The organism is Rahnella contaminans (assembly GCF_011065485.1).
GTDB lineage: Bacteria > Pseudomonadota > Gammaproteobacteria > Enterobacterales > Enterobacteriaceae > Rahnella > Rahnella contaminans.
In genome coordinates this window covers 1,796,403-1,816,345 of sequence record NZ_JAADJS010000001.1, presented here as the reverse complement: position 1 = coordinate 1,816,345, position 19,943 = coordinate 1,796,403, and the positions used below count along the sequence as shown (strand labels likewise).

Below are 19,943 nucleotides of genomic sequence, written 5' to 3'. Positions count from 1 at the left end.
AAGTCAAGCATAGCAAACAGCCGCACGGAGGCGGCTGTTGAGGAAAAAATACAGTTGAAGTGCGGATTGTGCCGCTATTTTCGCGTGGTATTGACGTCGATATTATTTTTTACATACACCACGCGGTAACGGTCGCACCACATGGCAGTGGCCCCGCAAACGGCGACGGGCAGGATCACCAGATTCAGCACCGGAATCATGGTGAACAGGCTGACCAGCGATCCAAACTGCATGTTGTCGATTTTGTTGCTGCCGAGCGAGCGGCGCATATCGGCAAAGCTGACTTTGTGGTTATCGAACGGGTAGTCGCAATACTGAATCACCACCATCCACGCGCTGAAGAAGAACCACAGCACCGGCGCGATGGTCTGGCCAATCACCGGAATGAAATACAATGCAAACAACAGCACGGCGCGGGGCAAATAATACGCCAGTTTCTGCCATTCGCGTTTCATGATGCGCGGCAGATCTTTCATGATGTCCCAGATACCGCTGTCAGGCAGCGGTTTGCCGGTCAGGCGCGCTTCGAGCTGTTCCGCGAGTAATCCGCTGAACGGCGCGGCTATCCAGTTAGCAATCGTGCTGAAGAAGTAGCTGAACACCAGCAGCACCGAAAGCACGACGATCGGCCAGACCAGATAATCCAGCCAGCTGAGCCAGGCCGGGACTTTACTCATCATCGCCGGGATCCACTCTCCCAATTTGGTAAACAGCCACCAGAACGCGCCGCCCATCAGGACAACGTTCACGGCCAGCGGTAAAATCACAAAACGTCGTATCCCGGGTAAGGAAATGAGCGTCCAGCCCTGCCTGAAATAATGCACGCCGTTTTCCTGTCTGGCGGTTTGCGATGAAGTCATAAACGAAATTTTCTCTCTGAGTTGAATGACATGGGCTATCATATCGGTATGATTTTCCACTGGCTAGCGGTGGATTGGCTGAAAAAACAGCAAAAAAAGGTGCAACTACCCTATTTATTAGCAGAAAGTAGAGTCGAGACTTGCACTTATCTACGTGGGCAAATAGAGTTAATATTGTGAATGTTTGCCGTGGTGGCAATGAATTAGAACAACAGAGATAGCAATGATGCAGGATTTGCGTCTGATATTAATCGTTGTTGGCGCGATCGCCATAATAGCGTTGTTGTTACACGGTTTGTGGACCAGCCGTAAAGAACGCTCTTCGCTTTTTCGTGATCGCCCAGCTAAACGTGTGAAAAAAGAACGGGAGCAATCTCCGTCTGACGATTTTGTCGATGGGGTGGGTGAAGTGCGCGTGCGTCCTGCTTATCCTCAGGATGAACCGACTTTCGGTCAGTATGACGACGAGCCGGAACAGACTGCACCGCCACGTCAGCCGCAGGTTCCACCTGCGCAGCCAGCGCCTGTTGCCCGTCCTCAACAACCGGTTCGCCCGCAGCAACATGCTGTGCAGGAGGACCCGTTGCTCAGTGGCTATTCCGCCGCTGAACCTGAGGCAACGCGTCGCGAACCTGTCGCTGATTTTGCCCCTGAGGTAAAACCGCACGCGCCGGTTCCACCGCAGGAGATTCATGCCGAGGCCGCACCGGCGGCGAAAGCAGAACCTCAGCCAGCGCCTTTTGCGCCTGCTGAAGAAGCGCCAGCAGAGAAAGCTAAACTGAAAGAAACCGTTCTTGTTCTGCACGTTGCAGCGCATCAGGGCGGCGTGATTGGCGGAGAAGTGTTGCTTAACAGCGTGCTTCAGTCCGGCTTCCAGTTTGGCGCTATGAATATTTTCCATCGTCACGTCAGCCCTGCTGGCAGCGGTCCGGTATTGTTCAGTCTGGCCAATATGGTCAAACCGGGGTCGTTTGATCCTGACAATATGTCCGACTTCTCCACCCCTGGCGTTACGTTGTTCATGATGGTGCCTTGCTACGGCGATGCGCATCAGAACTTCAAATTGCTGCTGCAGTCAGCCCAGCGTATTGCCGATGATGTCGGTGCGATGGTGCTTGATGATGAGCGTCGTATGATTACGCCGCAGAAGCTTGAAACGTACAAAGCCCGGATCCGTGAGGTCCTCGAGGCGACCGCCTGATTCTGGCGTTCGTGAAACACCCATTCCCCTAACCCCCGCTTGCCGGGGGTTTTTTATCTCCACGGTGAGTCATGGCCACTATCGAAGAACAGATCAATCATTTACGCACTCAGCTGCGTCATCACGAATATCAGTATCACGTTCTGGATGCCCCGGAAGTGCCGGATGCCGAATATGACCGCTTAATGCGCGAACTGCGCGAGCTGGAAACCGCGCATCCTGAGCTGATTACTACTGACTCGCCGACTCAGCGCGTGGGCGCCGCGCCGCTATCTGCTTTCGAGCAGGTGAAACACCGTGTGCCGATGCTGTCGCTGGACAACGTTTTCGATGAAGAAAGCTATCTTGCGTTTTATAAACGCGTTCAGGACCGGCTGAAAACCGCTGAACCGCTGACATTCTGCTGTGAGCTGAAGCTCGACGGCCTGGCGGTCAGTTTGCTGTATGAGAATGGCGAACTGGTGCAGGCGGCAACGCGGGGTGACGGCACAACAGGCGAGAACATCACGGCCAATGTGCGCACTATCCGCGCCATTCCGCTGCGTCTGCACGGTGACAATATTCCTGAGCGTCTGGAAGTGCGTGGCGAAGTCTTTATGCCGCAGCCGGGCTTTGAAGCGATGAATGAAGAAGCACGGCGTACCGGCGGGAAAGTGTTCGCGAACCCGCGTAATGCGGCGGCAGGTTCTTTGCGCCAGCTCGATCCGCGTATCACGGCTAAACGCCCGCTGACCTTCTTCTGCTACGGTGTTGGCCTGCTGGAAGGCGGTGAACTACCACGCAGCCACTATGAACGCCTGCAACAATTCAAAGCCTGGGGATTACCGGTCAGCGACCGTGTCCGTGTGTGCACCGGCAGCGATGATGTGCTGGTGTTTTACCGTCAGGTTGAAGCCGATCGCCCGTCGCTAGGTTTTGATATCGACGGCGTGGTGGTCAAAATTGATTCCCTGGATATTCAGGAAACGCTGGGCTTTGTGGCGCGTGCACCGCGCTGGGCAACGGCGTTTAAATTCCCGGCGCAGGAACAGATTACGCTGGTGAAAGACGTGGAGTTTCAGGTCGGGCGTACCGGCGCGATCACGCCGGTGGCACGTCTGGAGCCGGTGCTGGTCGCGGGCGTGATGGTCAGTAACGCCACACTGCATAATGCGGATGAAATCGAGCGGCTGGGTCTGCGTATCGGCGATACTGTGATTGTCCGCCGTGCCGGTGATGTTATCCCGCAGGTGGTGGGTGTCGTGCTGGATGAACGTCCTGAGGATGCCCGTGAAGTGGTTTTTCCGACGCATTGCCCGGTCTGTCATTCAGACGTTGAGCGTGTCGAAGGCGAAGCCGTGGCGCGTTGTACCGCTGGCCTGATTTGTGGCGCGCAGCGCAAAGAGGCGCTGAAGCATTTCGTTTCCCGCCGCGCGCTGGACGTTGACGGTATGGGCGACAAAATTATCGATCAGCTGGTGGAAAAAGAGTACGTCAAAAACCCGGCGGATCTGTTTCGTCTGACTGCAGGAAAGCTCACCGGGCTGGATCGCATGGGGCCTAAATCTGCCCAAAATGTAGTGAATGCGCTGGAAAAAGCCAAAGAAACTACGCTGGCGCGATTCCTCTACGCGCTCGGTATTCGTGAAGTCGGCGAAGCCACTGCGGCCAATCTGGCAGCGCATTACGGTTCGGTGGAAGCCTTGCGGGCTGCAGATATTGAATCGCTGAAAACCGTGCAGGATGTCGGTGAAGTGGTCGCGAAACACGTGGTGAATTTCCTGTCGGAAGAGCATAACCAGCAGGTGATTGATGAGCTGTTAAGCCCCGAAATCAACATTCACTGGCCGGAAGTGCAGGTGATTGTGCCGGAAGAAATCGACAGTCCGTTTGCCGGTAAAACCGTGGTGCTGACAGGATCGCTGTCCATTTTGTCGCGCGATGAAGCGAAAGATCGTCTGACTGCGCTGGGGGCAAAAGTGTCCGGCAGCGTGTCGAAGAAAACCGATCTGGTGATCGCCGGTGAAGCGGCGGGATCAAAACTGGCGAAAGCGCAGGAACTTGGCATCGAAGTCATCGACGAAGCGGAGATGATCCGCCTGCTGGGCGAATAAAATGGAAAAAGAAGATCTGATTAAAATCGCCAATACAGTGATGCCTTTTGGCAAATATGCCGGAAGGGTGCTGATTGATTTGCCTGAGGAATATCTGCTGTGGTTCGCCCGCAAAGATGAATTTCCGGAGGGGAAACTCGGCGAGCTGATGCAACTGACGTTGGCGATTAAAAGCGAAGGGCTGCAAAGCCTGATTAATCCGCTGCGCCGTAACAGGCCAGGCTTGGGCGGTACGGACGAATAACAACGTTTCATGCTGATGCTAAAGGCGCTGATTTCAGCGCCTTTTTTTTGCCATTACTCCGCCACCTGCGCCTGTCTGAGCGCCACTTCCTTTTGCTTTCTCTGATAGCGTTTCGCCAGCATCGCACAGGTCATCAGTTGCACCTGATGGAAAATCATCAGCGGCAGAACCATCATGCCAATCGCACTGACCGGGAAGAGGATATTGGCCATCGGAATACCGTTCGCCAGACTCTTTTTGGAACCGCAGAACACAATGGTAATTTCATCCGGTTTACTGAACCCCAGCCAGCGTGCGGCGTAGGTATTGATCACCAGAATAATGGCCAGCAGCACCAGACTGAATACCACGATAAACAGCAGCGAACCGAGGCCCACCTGATGCCAGATCCCCTGCGTGACGGCTTCACTGAACGCGGAGTACACCACCAGAAGGATCGACGTCTGGTCGGTTTTACCGATTATCTTACGGTGACGTTCCACAAAGCCACCGATCAGCGGACGCAGCAAATGCCCGGCAATAAACGGTACCAGCAGTTGCAGAACGATATGCCCGACCTGCGCCAGACCATTACCGGTTTCGCCCTGAACGTGCATCAGCAAACTGACCAGCAGCGGCGATACAAATATCCCCAGCAGGCTGGACGCCGACGCGCTGCACACCGCCGCCGCGACGTTTCCGCCCGCCAGAGAGGTAAATGCGATAGCTGACTGAACGGTCGCTGGCAAAATACACAGATACACAAATCCGCTGTAAATCTGCGGGCTGACATCGACCGGATGCCACCACTGGAACAGCAGGCCGAGGATCGGGAACAGAATGAAGGTGCTGAACATCACCCACAAATGCAGCCGCCAGTTATTGCTGCCCTGAAAAATGGCTTCGCGCGACAGCTTGGCGCCGTGCATAAAGAACAACAAGCCGATGGCGAAAATAGTCAGATTGTTGAAAAAGGCGACAAACATCCCGCTGGCAGGAAAGAATGTGGCGAGTAAAACGGTGGCGATCAGCGTTAAGGTGAAACGATCGGGTAAGAAGCGCATGCAGATTCTCTGAAAAGTCGTAATGGAATTCCGCTATTTTGAGCGCTTGCGATACAATTAAAAAATTGATTTATTTAATCCATTGATGTGGAAAATTCATGAATTACTCTCTCAGGCAGCTTCGGGTTTTTGTTGCGGTAGCGCGCTATGGCAGTTTCAGCCGGGCAGGGGAAGCGATCGGTCTTTCACAGTCTGCCGTCAGCCACAGTATGAAAGAGCTGGAAGCCGAAATGGGCGTCCGGTTGCTGGACCGCACAACGCGGGAAGTTGTGCTGACCAGCGCGGGGCTGAGTTTGTCAAAGCGGGTGGAGCCGTTGCTCGACGAACTGCACGCAATGCTGCTCGATACCCGGAGCTTCGGAACACAGCACAATGGCCGCGTCAGAATCGCCTCCAGCCAGACCATTTCCGCGCAACTGATGCCGCAATGTATCGCCAGCGGGCAGGCACAATATCCCGATATTCGCATTTTGTTGCGCGACCAGGCGCAGCAGCTGGTGCTGAGCAGTGTGAGAAATGCGGAAGTGGATTTCGGCATTGTGATCGACCCCGGTGAGAGCACGGATCTTGACTGTGAGCCGATCTTGCATGAGCCTTTTTTGCTGTTGTGCCGCGGGGATCATCCTTTTGCCGTACAAACGGCTGTCGGCTGGCCGTCGCTTAACGGTTGCAAACTGGTGTTGCAGGACTACGCATCAGGTAGCCGGATACTCATCGACGGCGCGCTGAAAGCGCAGAAAGTGAAGGCGGAAATCGTGCAGGAAATTGGTCATCCGGCCACGTTATTCCCGATGGTTGAAGCAGGCATTGGAATCAGCGTGTTGCCTGCACTGGCGCTGCCGATGCCGGAGGGCTGTCGTCTGGTCATAAAACCGCTGGTGCCGGAAATTAACCGCGTACTGATGCTGGTGAAACGCAAAAACCGTTCGCTCTCGCCGGCGGCGCAGGCCATCTGGCAAGTCGTGAAAGAACAGGCGGATTTACTGAGGGAAAAACGCAGCCAGCAGGGCGTTTACAGCTTCTGACGTCTTGCTGGCTGTTTGGATATTTACTGCGATCAGACGTAGATATCAATGGCGTTCGTGTCGGACGGTTTGTTCACGCCTTCTTTCTTCGTTTCAGCGGCGGCTTGTTGCTGCTGTTGCTGCTGAAGCGCTTTCTGAGCTTGCTGCTGTTCGATTTGCGCAATTTGCTGTTGCAGCAATTCGATCTGTTGTTGCAGAAGTTCCTGTTGTTGCTGAACATCTTCAGTGCTGCCGCCTGAGCTGCTCAGGTTTTTGACCTGTTCAGTCAGCTTCGCAATCTGTTTGGTTAACTGAGCAATCTGGCTTGAGCTGCCGGAGTCACTGGTGGACGCCGAGCTCACCGAACTGCTGGTGGCGCTGATAGTAGTCATAATACCTCACTGTGTTGTCATAACGGTGCTGCCATAAAATTTTGCACGTAAGAGTGCTTAACAGGTATCGGCAGCCATCAGCCCGGCTTTACTGAGTTTTCATATTCCTTACAGTGTTAACGCATTTCTTGCACTCTTAGCTCCGGCCATAACGCCAGCCAGCCTTTGTCATTCACGCGTTGCGCGAAAACAGAAGGGATGGCGTGGCGCGGATTCGGCGTGATACTAAAGGCAAACAGCGCTTCCAGCCCTAAAGGCGCGATCAGTTCAATTTGCCCGTCGGCGTTAATTCTCGCGCCGATGGCGGTTTCCACTTCCACCCAATGACTCATCGCTTCTGCGCTGGAAGAATAGGGCGCGTGCCCGTGACGCTCATGCATCCGCGCCTGATTTTTCACCGACCAGGGTAATTCGGGCGAATCTTTCATCAGACGCTGTTCGTAGCGTTCGTCAGCCTGCGCGCTGCAATCCTCGCGATTGAAATACACCACGTCGATGTCATTGAGCGGCGTGGCTTGCGCGTGGCCATGCAGCCGGTCCCAGACCAGATTGCGGATGAATCCCGCCGCCAGCCACGCATCATTGAGTTCCAGCTCCCTGACCTGCAAAAGTGCTTTCAGGTGCAGCGGCTCCTCTGCCAGCCAGGTTGTAATTTGTTGTTCCATTTCCGTCACGCGAAACCTCCCGTTTTGTTGAGCTCAAATTGTAGCGTCTGTGGATGACATTTTCCCACGCACCGTTTCGGGCAATGCCCTTTACTTCGGCGCGCCAAAATGAAGCAAGCCGCCCCGTGGCCAGGCTACAGGCCGCGCCGGCTCTGCCTTTCTTAAGTGGTACAGCCTTTGCAATATCCCCTGCGGGCAAAACAGCTGAAATACTCTTCGAACAATAATTGCATTATCACCGGGCAGGGGATCACATATGCAAACCACGAAAGTCACACCTGTTTTAAAGCGTACGCTGGGCAGTTTTAAACTTTGGGGCATTGCCGTCGGACTGGTTATTTCGGGCGAATATTTTGGCTGGAGTTACGGCTGGGCGCAGGCGGGCACGCTGGGATTTCTTATTACCGCGCTGGTGATTGCCGCCATGTATTGCGCCTTTATCTTTAGTTTTACCGAACTCACCACATCAATTCCGCACGCAGGCGGCCCTTTCGCTTACGCTTACCGCGCATTCGGCCCGACGGGCGGGTTCGTTGCCGGATTCGCCACGCTGGTGGAATTTGTTTTTGCGCCGCCCGCGATAGCCATGGCGATTGGTGCCTATCTCAACGTGCAGTTTCCGGCGATTGAACCGAAATGGGTGGCGGTCGGCGCGTACATTGTCTTTATGGTGCTCAACATACTGGGCGTCAGCATTGCGGCAACGTTCGAATTGCTGGTGACGTTACTGGCAATATTCGAATTGCTGGTCTTTATGGGCGTCGTTGCACCGGGTTTTGAGATATCGAACTTTGTACACGGCGGCTGGGCGGGCAGCGATACCTTCAGCCCGGCGGCATTCTCCGGCATTTTCGCCGCCATTCCTTTTGCCATCTGGTTCTTTCTGGCAATTGAAGGCGCGTCGATGGCCGCAGAAGAAGCCAAGGATCCGCAGCGTACCATTCCGAAAGCGTTTATCGGCGGGATCCTGACCCTGACCGTTCTCGCGCTGGGCGTCATGCTGTTTGCCGGTGGCGTGGGCGACTGGACCAAACTTTCGAACATCAACGACCCGTTACCGCAGGCGATGAAACTGATTGTCGGCAGCAACAGTGGCTGGTTACACATGCTGGTCTGGCTGGGGCTGTTCGGCCTGATCGCGTCATTCCACGGCATCATCATGGGGTATTCACGGCAGATTTTTGCGCTGGCGCGGGCGGGTTATCTGCCTAAACGGCTGTCGAGCGTGAATGCGCGTTTCCAGACGCCGCATCTGGGCATTATTGCCGGTGGTATTGTCGGGATTGCAGCGATTTTCTCTGATTCCCTGATTGTAATTGGCGGGCAACCGTTGACGGCGAATATCGTGACAATGTCGGTGTTTGGCGCGATTGTGATGTACATCATTTCGATGGCCGCGCTGTTCAAACTGCGTCGCAGCGAACCGAACCTGATCCGTCCGTTCCGTGCGCCACTCTATCCTTTTGCGCCTGCACTGGCGCTGGTGCTGGCGGTAGTCTGTCTTATCGCTATGATCTACTACAACACCTTATTGTTTATGATCTTCGCCGCCATGATGTTGCTGGCTTACGCCTGGTTCCGCCTGACCCATCAGGCTCGCGCTGATGCCGCTGAAGATCTGCAATTACGCGGGCTACAGCCGGTTCCGGCCAAAAATGGCAAATAATCCGGCCTGCTAAGGAGTGCTATGTTTCAGACGACATTGAGCCACCGCCGCTATCAGTTTGCGGATTTACGCGAACTGATGGCAAAAGCGTCCCCCGCACGGTCGGGGGATTATCTGGCCGAAGTGGCGGCCGCCAGCGCGGAAGAGCGTATGGCGGCAAAAATGGCGCTGGCGGAGGTTCCGCTCAAGACGTTCCTGCAACAACTGCTGGTGCCTTATGAAGAGGATGAAGTCACCCGGCTGATTATTGATACGCACGACGTCACGGCGTTTGCCGCGATTTCCCATCTGACCGTGGGCGATTTCCGTGACTGGCTGCTCAGTGAAAAAACCGACAGCTTCACGCTGGCCGCCGTGGCAAAGGGCATTACGCCGGAAATGGCGGCGGCGGTCAGTAAGCTGATGCGCAATCAGGACCTGATCCTGGTGGCAAAAAAATGCCGGGTGATCACCAAATTCCGCAATACCATCGGGCTGCCGGGTCATATGAGCGTGCGGCTGCAACCCAATCATCCTACCGATAATTTGCAGGGCATTGCGGCCAGCATGCTCGACGGTTTGCTTTACGGCTCCGGCGACGCGGTGATTGGTATCAATCCCGCCAGTGACAGTTTGCCGTTGCTGGAAAATCTCAATTACATGCTGGATGACATCATCACTCGCTTTGAAATTCCCACGCAGTCTTGTGTGCTGACGCACGTCACCAATACCATCAAACTGGTGGAGCGCGGCGCCCCGGTCGATCTGGTCTTTCAGTCGATAGCGGGAACGGAAGCGGCGAACAGCGGTTTCGGCATCAATCTGGCGCTGCTGGCAGAAGCCCAGCAGGCGGCGCTCAGCCTGAAACGTGGCACACTTGGCGACAACGTGATGTATTTCGAAACCGGGCAGGGTAGCTGTTTATCCGCCAATGCGCATTTCGGGGTCGATCAGCAAACCTGCGAGGCGCGTGCCTACGCCATCGCCCGCCATTTTTCCCCGTTGCTGATTAACACCGTGGTCGGTTTTATCGGGCCGGAATATCTGTATGACGGCAAACAAATTATCCGCGCCGGTCTGGAAGACCATTTCTGCGGAAAATTGCTGGGCGTGCCGCTCGGCTGCGATGTGTGTTACACCAACCACGCCGAAGCCGATCAGGACGATATGGACACTTTGCTGACGCTGCTGGGCGCCGCCGGGCTGACGTTCCTGATTGGCGTGCCGGGCGCGGATGACATCATGCTTAACTATCAGAGCACCTCTTTCCATGACGCGCTGTACATCCGCGAATTACTCGGGCTGAAACATGCGCCGGAATTTGCCGTCTGGCTGGAGAAAATGAAAATAATCGATCCGCAGGGCGCGTTGCAGGATACCCGCGCATCGCATCCTTTACTGCGCCAGTTACCGCAACTCAACTGAGGTCTGCGCTGATGAAGAAAGAAAAAGAGCAGGGGTTATCGCCGCTGGTGCATAACAACCCGTGGGAGACATTGCGCCAGTTTACCGCCGCACGTATTGCGCTGGGACGAACCGGTTCGAGTCTGCCGACGGATGAACTGCTGCGTTTTGGTCTGGCTCACGCACAGGCGCGGGACGCGGTGCATCAGCCGTTCGACAGCCAGTCGCTCGAGCCGGAATTATTTGCACTGGGACTGGAAACCCTGACTGTCGCCAGCGCCGCGCCTGACAGGGCAACGTATCTGTGCCGGCCAGATCTCGGGCGCAGATTGTCCGAAAATAGCCGTCAGGCTTTGCAGCGGCTGACGGCGGAGCCCGCCGACGTGGTACTGGTGATTGCCGACGGGTTGTCATCAAAAGCTGTTCACCGGCAGGCTGTGCCGCTGATTGCGGCGTTATTGCCGTATCTGCGTACCCTTGAGCTGAAATTAGGACCGGTGGTGTTGGCACATCAGTCGCGGGTCGCGCTGGGCGATGACATTGCGCAGGCAATGAAAGCCAGAGCGGTGGCGATTCTGATTGGAGAACGTCCGGGTTTATCTTCACCGGACAGTCTCGGGATTTACATGACCTGGGGGCCGCACACCAAAAGGCTGGAATCGGAACGCAATTGTATTTCGAATGTGCGCCCGGAAGGACTGAACTATCCGCAGGCGGCTTTTAAGCTGGCATGGCTGCTCGAACAATCGTTTCAGCGCAAATTATCGGGCGTGAACCTGAAGGATGAAAGCGATAACCCGGCGCTGCACAATAAAGTGGTGCCGATGTTTAAGCTGGAGTAGGGGAGGGGAAAGGGTTACCGAAGTACAGATGCGAAAAAAGCGCCTAAAGGCGCTTTTTTCTGAATTGGTGGGCCGTGCTGGATTCGAACCAGCGACCAATTGATTAAAAGTCAACTGCTCTACCAACTGAGCTAACGGCCCGCAGAAGTGGTGGGCGATGACGGGCTCGAACCGCCGACCCCCTCCGTGTAAAGGAGATGCTCTACCAACTGAGCTAATCGCCCACTTCTGGGTACTTCCCCATGTAAGAAGAAACGTGCTGAGAAATGGTGGGCGATGACGGGCTCGAACCGCCGACCCCCTCCGTGTAAAGGAGATGCTCTACCAACTGAGCTAATCGCCCATTTCTCAATTCTTCCTACTTATCACAACGCGGCACTCTTAAAGAGTGGTGGGCGATGACGGGCTCGAACCGCCGACCCCCTCCGTGTAAAGGAGATGCTCTACCAACTGAGCTAATCGCCCCCGTCGTGATGGAGTCGCATTATAGGGATACTTGAAATTACGTCAACGCTTTTTAAAAACAAAAATGATCGTTCGGCTTATTTTTAGTCAACCTGACGCGTTTCTCGCCCGCGTAGTCGATTCTTTACGCATTCATGGCCTTAAACAAGGTTACTGCCCTTGTATCAGCGTTGAGGAATCAGGGCAGAGTGGTAGAATGTCAGCCACTTTTTGTTAATTGATAGCGACGTTTTACGGCGTTGCGTTATTAAGGTTGCACCCAGATGAAAATCAAAACCCGTTTTGCCCCAAGCCCGACCGGCTATCTGCACGTCGGTGGCGCCCGTACCGCGCTTTATTCCTGGCTTTTTGCCCGCAACCTGGGCGGCGAGTTTGTGCTGCGTATCGAAGACACCGATCTCGAACGTTCCACTCAGGCTGCAATTGACGCGATTATGGATGGCATGAACTGGCTGAATCTGGACTGGGATGAAGGCCCGTATTTCCAGACCAAGCGCTTTGACCGTTATAACGCGGTGATTGATGAAATGCTGGAAAACGGCACAGCGTATAAATGCTATTGCTCTAAAGAGCGTCTGGAAGCGCTGCGTGAACATCAGATGGCCAATAACGAAAAGCCTCGTTATGACGGTCGTTGCCGCGACAGCCACGAACATCACGCCGCTGATGAACCTTGCGTGGTGCGTTTTCGTAACCCGCAGGAAGGTTCGGTCATCTTTGATGACCAGATCCGCGGCCCGATCGAATTCAGCAATGACGAGCTTGATGATCTGATCATCCGCCGTACCGACGGTTCCCCGACCTATAACTTCTGCGTGGTGGTGGATGACTGGGATATGGAAATCACTCACGTTATCCGTGGCGAAGATCATATCAACAACACTCCGCGTCAGATCAACATCCTGAAAGCGCTGGGCGCACCGGTACCGGTTTACGCGCACGTTTCTATGATTTTGGGCGACGACGGTAAAAAACTGTCTAAACGTCACGGCGCGGTTGGCGTCATGCAGTACCGTGATGACGGTTATCTGCCGGAAGCGCTGCTGAACTATCTGGTGCGTCTGGGCTGGTCCCATGGCGATCAGGAAATTTTCAGCCGTGACGAAATGAAAGCGCTGTTCTCACTGGAAAACGTCAGCAAATCTGCCAGTGCGTTCAACACTGAAAAACTGCAATGGCTGAACCACCACTATATCAATACGATGGATCCGCAGTATGTGGCGACCCATCTGCTGTGGCACGTGGAGCAGGCCGGTATCGAAACCCGCAACGGCCCGCAGCTGTTCGAAATCGTTACTTTGCTGGGCGAACGTTGCAAAACTCTGAAAGAAATGGCGGAGTCCTGCCGTTACTTCTACGAAGATTTCGCAGAGTTCGATGCCGATGCGGCGAAGAAACACTTGCGTCCGGTTGCACGTCAGCCGCTGGAAGTGGTTCGCGCGAAACTGGCTGCCATTACTGACTGGACGGCTGAGAATATTCACCATGCGATTCAGGGCACGGCGGATGAGCTGGAAGTCGGGATGGGTAAAGTCGGGATGCCACTGCGCGTTGCTGTCACCGGCGCGGGTCAGTCTCCGGGCGTGGACGTGACCGTTCATGCAATCGGTCAGAGCCGTGTACTGGCGCGTATCGATATGGCGTTAGCCTTCATTGCTGAACGTGAAACACAAGCGCAGTAATCGCTGTTAAATAGCGATAAAAAAAGCCAGCGCGGGAAACCGGCTGGCTTTTTTGCTTTCTGTGAAACGCTTGCCTGAAAACGTCTTAATTAACGTTGTTCAGTCGCAGGTGCTGCAACGGTAGGACGGTAGGCCAGGAAATACATCAGGCCCACGAAGCCCGCGCCGCCGACCGCGTTGCCGAGGAACACGGCTGCGAAGTTCGGGAAGTACTGAGACCAGCTCAGCGCACCGGCAAAAATAGCCGCGGGCACGATGAACATGTTTGCAACGACGTGCTGGAAGCCGATAGCCACGAATGCCATCACCGGGAACCACATCCCGATCACTTTGCCGCCGACTTCTTTACTGGCGAACGCCAGCCAGATCGCCAGACACACCAGCCAGTTGCAGCCAATTCCGGAAATGAAGGCATGCATAAAGTCTGCATTCACTTTTGCGGTGGCGGTGGCAACGGTTTTGCTCAGGAAAGCGCCTTCGGTCAGCCCCAGAACGTGGCCGAAGAAATAGGCCACGGCCAGACTGCCCAACAGGTTAGCGAGGGTCACCCAGAACCAGTTGCGCAGAACAGCGTAAAGGCTGATCTGACGCGCGAACCAGGCGATAGGTAAGGTCATCATATTACCTGTCAGCAGTTCTCCCCCTGCTAAAACGGTCAGAATAATCCCTACCGGGAACACGGCGGCGCCCAGTAAGTTACTGAATGATCCCCAGGATGCAGGTAACGTCCCTATTACGTGCAGATCCAGCAGGAAACCGGTGGCGATGAATGCGCCGGCCAGAAAGCCCAAAATTAACAAATTCAACACGGAAGCATGGCTTTTATTAACGCCTGCCGTGACAGCGATGGATGCGATTTCTTTAGGTGAATACAAGGACATGAGATTGCTCGAAGTAGTAAGTTATGATTATTGCGCGAGCAGTCTATTCTTAGAATTATCTCAAAACAAGCCGATCTTCATAGTCTGCTAACATTCCATTAATCATTCAGACATAGATGTTAAGAAAATGCATAGGCAGATCATAAAGCTAGTCACCACGCGGGCTGGCGGGCAAATTGTAAAACAATTCATCACACCAAAAATTTCGGTGAGGGCAGAGGTTTTTTCCCTGCAAAATGGGGTATTTGGCGGCTTTTTCAGCGCTTGAATTGAGAAACGGATTTAGCCGTTGACAGGGTTAGCGACGTTTCATATTATGCGCCCCGTTCACCCGTTTTTACGGGCACGAATTGGGGGTATAGCTCAGCTGGGAGAGCGCTTGCATGGCATGCAAGAGGTCAGCGGTTCGATCCCGCTTATCTCCACCAACTTACTTACCAGAGTGAATGGGTGAGTTCCTTAAAAGGGAACACAAGAAGTACAATGTGGACGACCTCGTGTGGGGGTATAGCTCAGCTGGGAGAGCGCTTGCATGGCATGCAAGAGGTCAGCGGTTCGATCCCGCTTATCTCCACCAAATATTAAAGAAACCCGCTTCGGCGGGTTTTTTGTTTTCTGCTATATCCCTTTCGGTTCCCTGAATTGCAGGCATAAAAAAAGGCGCCGGAGCGCCTTTCTTTGTCGTTCTGTTGCTACTTACTACGCCAGTACCAGACCCGCGATAGAAGCTGACAACACGCTGACCAGCGTTGAGCCGTACAGCAGTTTCAGGCCGAAGCGTGAAACTACGTTGCCCTGGTGTTCGTTCAGGCCTTTGATAGCGCCGGCAACGATACCGATAGACGAGAAGTTGGCGAAAGACACCAGGAACACGGACAAGATGCCCACGCCGCGTGGTGAAAGTTCGGTCGCCACTTTTTGCAGATCCAGCATCGCAACGAATTCATTGGAAACCAGTTTGGTTGCCATGATGCTGCCGACCTGCAACGCTTCGTGACTTGGCACGCCCATCATCCATGCGAATGGATAGAAGACATAACCCAGCACGCCCTGGAAGGTGATACCGAACACCACATCGAACAGCGCATTCAGGCAGGAAATCAGAGCGATGAAACCAATCAACATGGCTGCAACGATGATCGCGACTTTGAAACCGGCCAGGATGTATTCACCCAGCATTTCAAAGAAGCTCTGACCCTGGTGCGTGTTACCGATTTGCAGGTCTTCTTCTGAATCAACTTTATAAGGGTTAATTAACGACAGTACGATGAAGGTACTGAACATGTTGAGCACCAGCGCAGCAACAACGAAGCGCGGTTCCAGCATGGTCATGTACGCACCCACAATCGACATCGAAACGGTCGACATAGCTGTGGCTGCCATGGTGTACATACGTTTTTCAGACATTTTGCCCAGAATATCTTTATACGCGATAAAGTTTTCTGACTGACCCAAAATCAGGGAGCTGATGGCGTTGAAAGATTCCAGTTTTCCCATGCCATTAATTTTCGACAAGACTGTACCGATGATACGGATGACGAAAGGCAGTACGCGAATGTGTTGTAAAATACCGATCAGTGCGGAAATAAACACGATCGGACACAAGACTTTCAAGAAGAAGAACGCTAATCCTTTATCGCTCATGCCTCCAAATACGAAGCCGGTCCCTTCCGCAGCGAATCCTAATAATTTCTCAAACAAGTCTGAGAAGCCTTTCACAAAACCTAAACCGATTGAAGAGTTCAGGAAGAAATAGGCTAATAAGACTTCGATGACCAACAGCTGAACAATGAAACGTAAACGGATATTCTTCCGGTCACGGCTCACCAGTAAAGCGAGTGCAGCGACAACGGCCAACGCTAATACAAAGTGCAATATTCGGGACATGGGTGCTCCAAATTAGAGGCAGGCTATATTTCGACGGACATTTTATGTAACGCGTACATTTAAAACGTGAAGTCGCTTGCAAATATAGAAATTACAGACACGAATTGCAACAAATCGAGGCCTATCACACAAAAAATCAAGATGTTAATAAAACTAAGCACAGTTAGCATTCTTGTGCTAGTTTTATCATGTGCCGTAATGCGTTCTGAATCTGGCCAGTAAATGTCTGTTTTAGGAAAAAGCGTTCTGTAAGTCTTTATGAAAGCTCACAGAATGATTAACCACTCAGTTCACACTTTGCCGCTTACGCTACTGCCTATCAAAGTAATTACTCAGATCATTCTAAATGCACTTGATAATCATTATCAATTAGCTATGATTTATGTAAGCGTAACAATCGTAAGGGTTAACTGACTATGCTGAACAGCCGGGCCGAATCTACAGGCCGCGCAGCCAGAAAGATGAAGCTTTCACTGATGGGACCGGCGTTTATTGCCGCCATCGGTTACATCGATCCGGGCAACTTTGCGACTAACATTCAGGCCGGTGCCTCGTATGGTTATCAGTTGCTGTGGGTGGTGGTCTGGGCCAATGTCATGGCGATGCTGATCCAGCTCTTGTCTGCCAAACTGGGTATTGCCACCGGGAAAAACCTCGCCGAACACATCCGTGACCGTTTCCCGCGTCCTGCCGTCTGGGCTTACTGGGTGCAGGCAGAAATCATCGCGATGGCGACCGACCTCGCTGAGTTTATCGGTGCGGCGATCGGCTTCAAATTACTTCTCGGGGTTACCCTGCTTCAGGGCGCCGTGCTCACCGGGATTGCCACCTTTATTATCCTGGGTCTGCAAAAACGCGGGCAAAAACCGCTGGAACTGGTTATCGCCGGTTTGTTGCTGTTCGTGGCCGCCGCCTATATTGTCGAGCTGTTTTTCTCTCAGCCAAGCATGGTAGCGCTGGGCAAAGGCATGCTGATCCCTGCACTGCCCACCAGCGATTCCGTCTATCTGGCCGCCGGTGTGTTGGGCGCGACCATCATGCCGCACGTCATTTATCTTCACTCTTCGCTGACTCAGCGAGGCGGTAAGGCATCGAAAGAGCAGCGTTATTCCGCGACAAAACTGGATGTCGGTATCGCGATGACTATCGCCGGTTTCGTTAATCTGGCGATGATGGCGACCGCCGCCGCTGCGTTCCATTTCAGCGGACACAGCGGGATCAGTGAACTCGATGAAGCTTATCTGACGCTGCAACCGCTGCTCGGCCACGCCGCTGCGACGACATTTGGCCTGAGCCTGGTCGCTGCCGGTTTATCCTCAACCGTGGTGGGTACACTGGCCGGTCAGGTGGTGATGCAGGGCTTTGTTAAATTCTACATTCCGCTGTGGGTGCGCCGTACGGTCACTATGATGCCGTCTTTTATCGTGATTCTGATGGGGCTGGATGCCACGCGAATTCTGGTCATGAGCCAGGTACTGCTGAGTTTCGGGATTGCGCTGGCGTTGCTGCCGCTGCTGGCGTTTACCGGTAACCGCAGCCTGATGGGCGAAATGGTGAATACCAAAACCGTGCAGTGGGCGGGGCGCATCATCGTGCTGATTGTCGTCAGCCTCAACCTTTATCTGCTGATCGGTATGCTGAAATAATATCCGGCTGAAAGATTCAGGCCATAAAAAACGGGACAGTTTGCGCTGTCCCGTTTTTGTTTGTGTCATTCACTGAATTAATGGCGATGATCGCCATGCCCGCCGCGGTGATCCCGGTCGTGTCCGTGACCGCGATCCGGTCCGCGGCCGTGGTCATAATGCGGACGTCCGTGGTCGCCATGATAATAACGCGGCGGCGGCATCGGACGACGTGGTGGATGGCGATGATTCCACCAGCCCTGATCGCGCCAGCGGTAGCCGTCCCAGTAATCCCCGCGCGGGCCACGATGACCATAATTGTGACCACGGTAACTGTTCCACCAGCTCGGGTTGCGCCAGTCGTACCCATCCCAGTAATAACCGCGACGGTCACGGTCGCCAATGCTGATGGAAAGACCGGGTGTATTGAGACTAAAGTTGCTGGCCTGTACAGCAGGCGCTGCGGCAGGCAGCAAAGCAAACAGCAATGTCCCGAGAAGTATTGGCTTAATCATAGACGGCCCCAGATTCCTTATAATTTATGCTGACAGTTATAAGGGGAAGAGGGGGCGGGTTCTATTGCTTACAATCCTGTTTTGATTGATTTACGCGCCTTAACGGAAACCTTACGAAAACTCCATAAAGGCGCGTTTATTAAGCAGATGGGTAACCGTTTACACTAAAATCGCTTCGATGGCCGCCAGTTCTTCCGGGCTGAAATGACGGTTAGCCATCATGCCAACCGCATCATCAATTTGCCCGGTTTTGCTGGCGCCAATCAGCACAGACGTCACGCGATCGCCGCGCAGCACCCAGGCCAGTGCCATCTGGGAAAGTTTCTGCCCGCGCGCCTGCGCAATGTCATTCAGCTTACGCACTTTCGCCAGTTTTTCTTCCGTCAGCTGTTCGGCGGTCAGGAATTTACTGTCGCTGGCCGCGCGGGAATCTTCAGGAATGCCCGCCAGATAGCGGTCCGTCAGCACGCCGCCCGCCAGTGGCGAAAAGGCAATCGAGCCCACGCCGTAATCCGCCAGCGTATCGAGTAAATCGGCTTCAACCCAACGTTCAAACATCGAGTATTTCGGCTGGTGAATCAGGCACGGCGTACCGAGCTGTTTGAGGATCTCAAAGGCTTCTTTGGCGCGCGCAGCGGGATAATTGGATAAGCCGACGTACAGCGCTTTGCCCTGACGTACGATCAAATCCAGCGCCGCCATGGTTTCTTCCAGCGGTGTGTCCGGATCCGGGCGGTGATGATAGAAGACATCCACGTAATCCAGCCCCATGCGTTTCAGGCTTTGATTCAGGCTGGCAACCAGATATTTTTTCGATCCCCAGTCGCCGTAAGGGCCGTCCCACATGGTGTAACCGGCTTTCGAAGAGATGATCAGCTCGTCGCGATACGGCAGCAAATCTTCCTGCAAAATACGGCCAAAATGCTGCTCGGCAGAACCCGGAGGCGGGCCGTAGTTATTGGCAAGGTCAAAGTGGGTGATCCCGTGGTCGAAAGCGTGGCGGATAAGCTTCCGGCCATTCTCAAAGTGAGCGTTATCCCCGAAATTGTGCCAGAGGCCAAGGGAAACGACAGGGAGTTTTAGCCCGCTCTGGCCACAGCGGCGGTATTCCATTTTCTCGTAACGATTGGGACTCGCTAAATACGGCATAGAGACCTTTCTTTTAAATTGTATGAATCATGTAAGAATGAGGTAAAAAGCCCTTTTAGTGTATGCGCTTTCACACGCATTTCCAGATATTCAGATCACATCCGGAACAATCCTTATTTCCTGTTTACGTAACGCTTGTTTGCATGAATAAAGGCGCAGCAGCTTAAATCCCGGATTCTTTTTCTATTACCGTAACTGCTGAACAAAGACGCCTGCGTGATCTCAGTGCAATGCTGTAACTCTGCGTTTCCACATTCTATTTCGAATAATAAATATCCTATTCCCCGGTTTGGAGTAATACTTAGGCTAGTGGGATTAACTGTTTACTCTATTTTTAACAGAGGAT

17 protein-coding genes and 6 tRNA genes are annotated in these 19,943 nt (G+C 53.7%); 11 read left to right on the top strand and 12 right to left on the bottom strand.

Annotation, left to right across the window (positions count from 1 at the left end; translation table 11 throughout):
* Positions 1-74 precede the first annotated feature (74 nt).
* Positions 75-860 carry a sulfate transporter CysZ gene (cysZ, locus tag GW579_RS08050; RefSeq protein ID WP_152324513.1) on the bottom strand — a complete coding sequence of 262 codons (786 nt, stop codon included), beginning with the start codon at positions 858-860 and terminating at the stop codon, positions 75-77.
* 223 nt (positions 861-1,083) lie between these two features.
* Between cysZ and zipA the strand changes: the two genes are divergently transcribed.
* The 3 genes from zipA to GW579_RS08035 all read left to right on the top strand — a co-directional run bounded on the left by zipA (position 1,084) and on the right by GW579_RS08035 (position 4,398).
* Complete coding sequence (gene zipA / locus GW579_RS08045; protein ID WP_165058432.1) at positions 1,084-2,061, top strand: cell division protein ZipA; 978 nt, start codon at positions 1,084-1,086, stop codon at positions 2,059-2,061.
* A gap of 71 nt (positions 2,062-2,132) precedes the next feature.
* On the top strand, positions 2,133-4,154 hold the full coding sequence (gene ligA / locus GW579_RS08040) for an NAD-dependent DNA ligase LigA (protein WP_165058431.1): 2,022 nt from the start codon (positions 2,133-2,135) through the stop codon (positions 4,152-4,154).
* A 1-nt stretch (position 4,155) separates the two neighbouring features.
* A complete protein-coding gene (locus tag GW579_RS08035) occupies positions 4,156-4,398 on the top strand; it encodes a DUF3820 family protein (RefSeq protein ID WP_165058429.1) in 243 nt (80 codons plus the stop codon).
* A gap of 53 nt (positions 4,399-4,451) precedes the next feature.
* On the opposite strand, the gene GW579_RS08030 is transcribed toward GW579_RS08035, so the two are convergent.
* On the bottom strand, positions 4,452-5,441 hold the full coding sequence (locus GW579_RS08030) for a bile acid:sodium symporter family protein (RefSeq protein WP_152324509.1): 990 nt from the start codon (positions 5,439-5,441) through the stop codon (positions 4,452-4,454).
* Positions 5,442-5,539: 98 nt separating this feature from the next.
* On the opposite strand from GW579_RS08030, the gene GW579_RS08025 reads away from it, so the two are divergent.
* Positions 5,540-6,466, top strand: coding sequence for a LysR family transcriptional regulator (locus GW579_RS08025; RefSeq protein ID WP_165058427.1), 927 nt, complete (start codon positions 5,540-5,542; stop codon positions 6,464-6,466).
* A gap of 32 nt (positions 6,467-6,498) precedes the next feature.
* Here GW579_RS08025 and GW579_RS08020 read toward each other — a convergent pair whose 3' ends face one another.
* Positions 6,499-6,837 carry a FlxA-like family protein gene (locus GW579_RS08020; protein WP_152324507.1) on the bottom strand — a complete coding sequence of 113 codons (339 nt, stop codon included), beginning with the start codon at positions 6,835-6,837 and terminating at the stop codon, positions 6,499-6,501.
* A gap of 116 nt (positions 6,838-6,953) precedes the next feature.
* The gene (locus GW579_RS08015; protein WP_165058760.1) at positions 6,954-7,502 is read right to left on the bottom strand and encodes a nucleotidyltransferase family protein; all 549 of its coding nucleotides are present in this window, start codon (positions 7,500-7,502) and stop codon (positions 6,954-6,956) included.
* A 256-nt stretch (positions 7,503-7,758) separates the two neighbouring features.
* On the opposite strand from GW579_RS08015, the gene eat reads away from it, so the two are divergent.
* Genes eat through eutC form a run of 3 tightly spaced genes read left to right on the top strand, consistent with a single transcriptional unit; the run spans position 7,759 to position 11,393 of the window.
* Complete coding sequence (eat, locus tag GW579_RS08010) at positions 7,759-9,168, top strand: ethanolamine permease (protein WP_152324505.1); 1,410 nt, start codon at positions 7,759-7,761, stop codon at positions 9,166-9,168.
* Between the two features lie 21 nt (positions 9,169-9,189).
* Entirely contained in the window at positions 9,190-10,572 is a 1,383-nt protein-coding gene (locus GW579_RS08005; RefSeq protein WP_165058425.1) for an ethanolamine ammonia-lyase subunit EutB, read from the top strand.
* Positions 10,573-10,583: 11 nt separating this feature from the next.
* Entirely contained in the window at positions 10,584-11,393 is an 810-nt protein-coding gene (gene eutC / locus GW579_RS08000) for an ethanolamine ammonia-lyase subunit EutC (protein WP_165058424.1), read from the top strand.
* Between the two features lie 65 nt (positions 11,394-11,458).
* Here the strand turns inward: eutC and GW579_RS07995 are convergent.
* The 4 genes from GW579_RS07995 to GW579_RS07980 all read right to left on the bottom strand — a co-directional run bounded on the left by GW579_RS07995 (position 11,459) and on the right by GW579_RS07980 (position 11,858).
* Positions 11,459-11,534, bottom strand: a tRNA-Lys gene (locus tag GW579_RS07995).
* Positions 11,535-11,541: 7 nt separating this feature from the next.
* Positions 11,542-11,617: transfer RNA gene (locus GW579_RS07990), tRNA-Val, on the bottom strand.
* 43 nt (positions 11,618-11,660) lie between these two features.
* Positions 11,661-11,736, bottom strand: a tRNA-Val gene (locus GW579_RS07985).
* Between the two features lie 46 nt (positions 11,737-11,782).
* A tRNA-Val gene (locus GW579_RS07980) sits at positions 11,783-11,858 on the bottom strand.
* 263 nt (positions 11,859-12,121) lie between these two features.
* Between GW579_RS07980 and gltX the strand changes: the two genes are divergently transcribed.
* Positions 12,122-13,540: a glutamate--tRNA ligase gene (gene gltX / locus GW579_RS07975; RefSeq protein WP_165058422.1), complete on the top strand. Its 1,419-nt coding sequence runs from the start codon at positions 12,122-12,124 to the stop codon at positions 13,538-13,540.
* 89 nt (positions 13,541-13,629) lie between these two features.
* Here gltX and GW579_RS07970 read toward each other — a convergent pair whose 3' ends face one another.
* Positions 13,630-14,421, bottom strand: coding sequence for a formate/nitrite transporter family protein (locus tag GW579_RS07970; RefSeq protein ID WP_165058420.1), 792 nt, complete (start codon positions 14,419-14,421; stop codon positions 13,630-13,632).
* Between the two features lie 352 nt (positions 14,422-14,773).
* On the opposite strand from GW579_RS07970, the gene GW579_RS07965 reads away from it, so the two are divergent.
* Positions 14,774-14,849 (top strand) — tRNA-Ala (locus GW579_RS07965).
* A gap of 73 nt (positions 14,850-14,922) precedes the next feature.
* Positions 14,923-14,998: transfer RNA gene (locus tag GW579_RS07960), tRNA-Ala, on the top strand.
* Positions 14,999-15,120: 122 nt separating this feature from the next.
* Here the strand turns inward: GW579_RS07960 and GW579_RS07955 are convergent.
* Positions 15,121-16,308: a NupC/NupG family nucleoside CNT transporter gene (locus tag GW579_RS07955; protein WP_152324500.1), complete on the bottom strand. Its 1,188-nt coding sequence runs from the start codon at positions 16,306-16,308 to the stop codon at positions 15,121-15,123.
* Positions 16,309-16,724: 416 nt separating this feature from the next.
* Here GW579_RS07955 and GW579_RS07950 point away from each other — a divergent pair, with 416 nt between their 5' ends.
* Complete coding sequence (locus GW579_RS07950; RefSeq protein WP_152324499.1) at positions 16,725-17,954, top strand: Nramp family divalent metal transporter; 1,230 nt, start codon at positions 16,725-16,727, stop codon at positions 17,952-17,954.
* Between the two features lie 77 nt (positions 17,955-18,031).
* Here the strand turns inward: GW579_RS07950 and GW579_RS07945 are convergent, their stop codons facing one another.
* Both GW579_RS07945 and mgrA read right to left on the bottom strand, forming a co-directional pair.
* Positions 18,032-18,448 (bottom strand): DUF2502 domain-containing protein, encoded by a 417-nt coding sequence (locus GW579_RS07945; protein WP_152324498.1) that lies wholly within the window; start codon positions 18,446-18,448, stop codon positions 18,032-18,034.
* Positions 18,449-18,607: 159 nt separating this feature from the next.
* Positions 18,608-19,597, bottom strand: a complete 990-nt coding sequence (gene mgrA, locus GW579_RS07940; protein WP_165058418.1) for an L-glyceraldehyde 3-phosphate reductase — start codon at positions 19,595-19,597, stop codon at positions 18,608-18,610.
* Positions 19,598-19,943 lie beyond the last annotated feature (346 nt).

Excerpts from the sequence above, each read along its gene's own strand:
- GW579_RS08015 (WP_165058760.1), bottom strand. The coding sequence starts at position 7,502 with ATGGAACAACAAATTACAACCTGGCTGGCAGAGGAGCCGCTGCACCTG.
- GW579_RS07970 (WP_165058420.1), bottom strand. The coding sequence starts at position 14,421 with ATGTCCTTGTATTCACCTAAAGAAATCGCATCCATCGCTGTCACGGCA.
- zipA (WP_165058432.1), top strand. The coding sequence starts at position 1,084 with ATGATGCAGGATTTGCGTCTGATATTAATCGTTGTTGGCGCGATCGCC.
- ligA (WP_165058431.1), top strand. The coding sequence starts at position 2,133 with ATGGCCACTATCGAAGAACAGATCAATCATTTACGCACTCAGCTGCGT.
- cysZ (WP_152324513.1), bottom strand. The coding sequence starts at position 860 with ATGACTTCATCGCAAACCGCCAGACAGGAAAACGGCGTGCATTATTTC.
- GW579_RS08020 (WP_152324507.1), bottom strand. The coding sequence starts at position 6,837 with ATGACTACTATCAGCGCCACCAGCAGTTCGGTGAGCTCGGCGTCCACC.
- GW579_RS08025 (WP_165058427.1), top strand. The coding sequence starts at position 5,540 with ATGAATTACTCTCTCAGGCAGCTTCGGGTTTTTGTTGCGGTAGCGCGC.
- GW579_RS07955 (WP_152324500.1), bottom strand. The coding sequence starts at position 16,308 with ATGTCCCGAATATTGCACTTTGTATTAGCGTTGGCCGTTGTCGCTGCA.
- eat (WP_152324505.1), top strand. The coding sequence starts at position 7,759 with ATGCAAACCACGAAAGTCACACCTGTTTTAAAGCGTACGCTGGGCAGT.
- mgrA (WP_165058418.1), bottom strand. The coding sequence starts at position 19,597 with ATGCCGTATTTAGCGAGTCCCAATCGTTACGAGAAAATGGAATACCGC.
- GW579_RS08005 (WP_165058425.1), top strand. The coding sequence starts at position 9,190 with ATGTTTCAGACGACATTGAGCCACCGCCGCTATCAGTTTGCGGATTTA.
- GW579_RS07950 (WP_152324499.1), top strand. The coding sequence starts at position 16,725 with ATGCTGAACAGCCGGGCCGAATCTACAGGCCGCGCAGCCAGAAAGATG.
- GW579_RS07945 (WP_152324498.1), bottom strand. The coding sequence starts at position 18,448 with ATGATTAAGCCAATACTTCTCGGGACATTGCTGTTTGCTTTGCTGCCT.
- eutC (WP_165058424.1), top strand. The coding sequence starts at position 10,584 with ATGAAGAAAGAAAAAGAGCAGGGGTTATCGCCGCTGGTGCATAACAAC.
- GW579_RS08030 (WP_152324509.1), bottom strand. The coding sequence starts at position 5,441 with ATGCGCTTCTTACCCGATCGTTTCACCTTAACGCTGATCGCCACCGTT.
- gltX (WP_165058422.1), top strand. The coding sequence starts at position 12,122 with ATGAAAATCAAAACCCGTTTTGCCCCAAGCCCGACCGGCTATCTGCAC.
- GW579_RS08035 (WP_165058429.1), top strand. The coding sequence starts at position 4,156 with ATGGAAAAAGAAGATCTGATTAAAATCGCCAATACAGTGATGCCTTTT.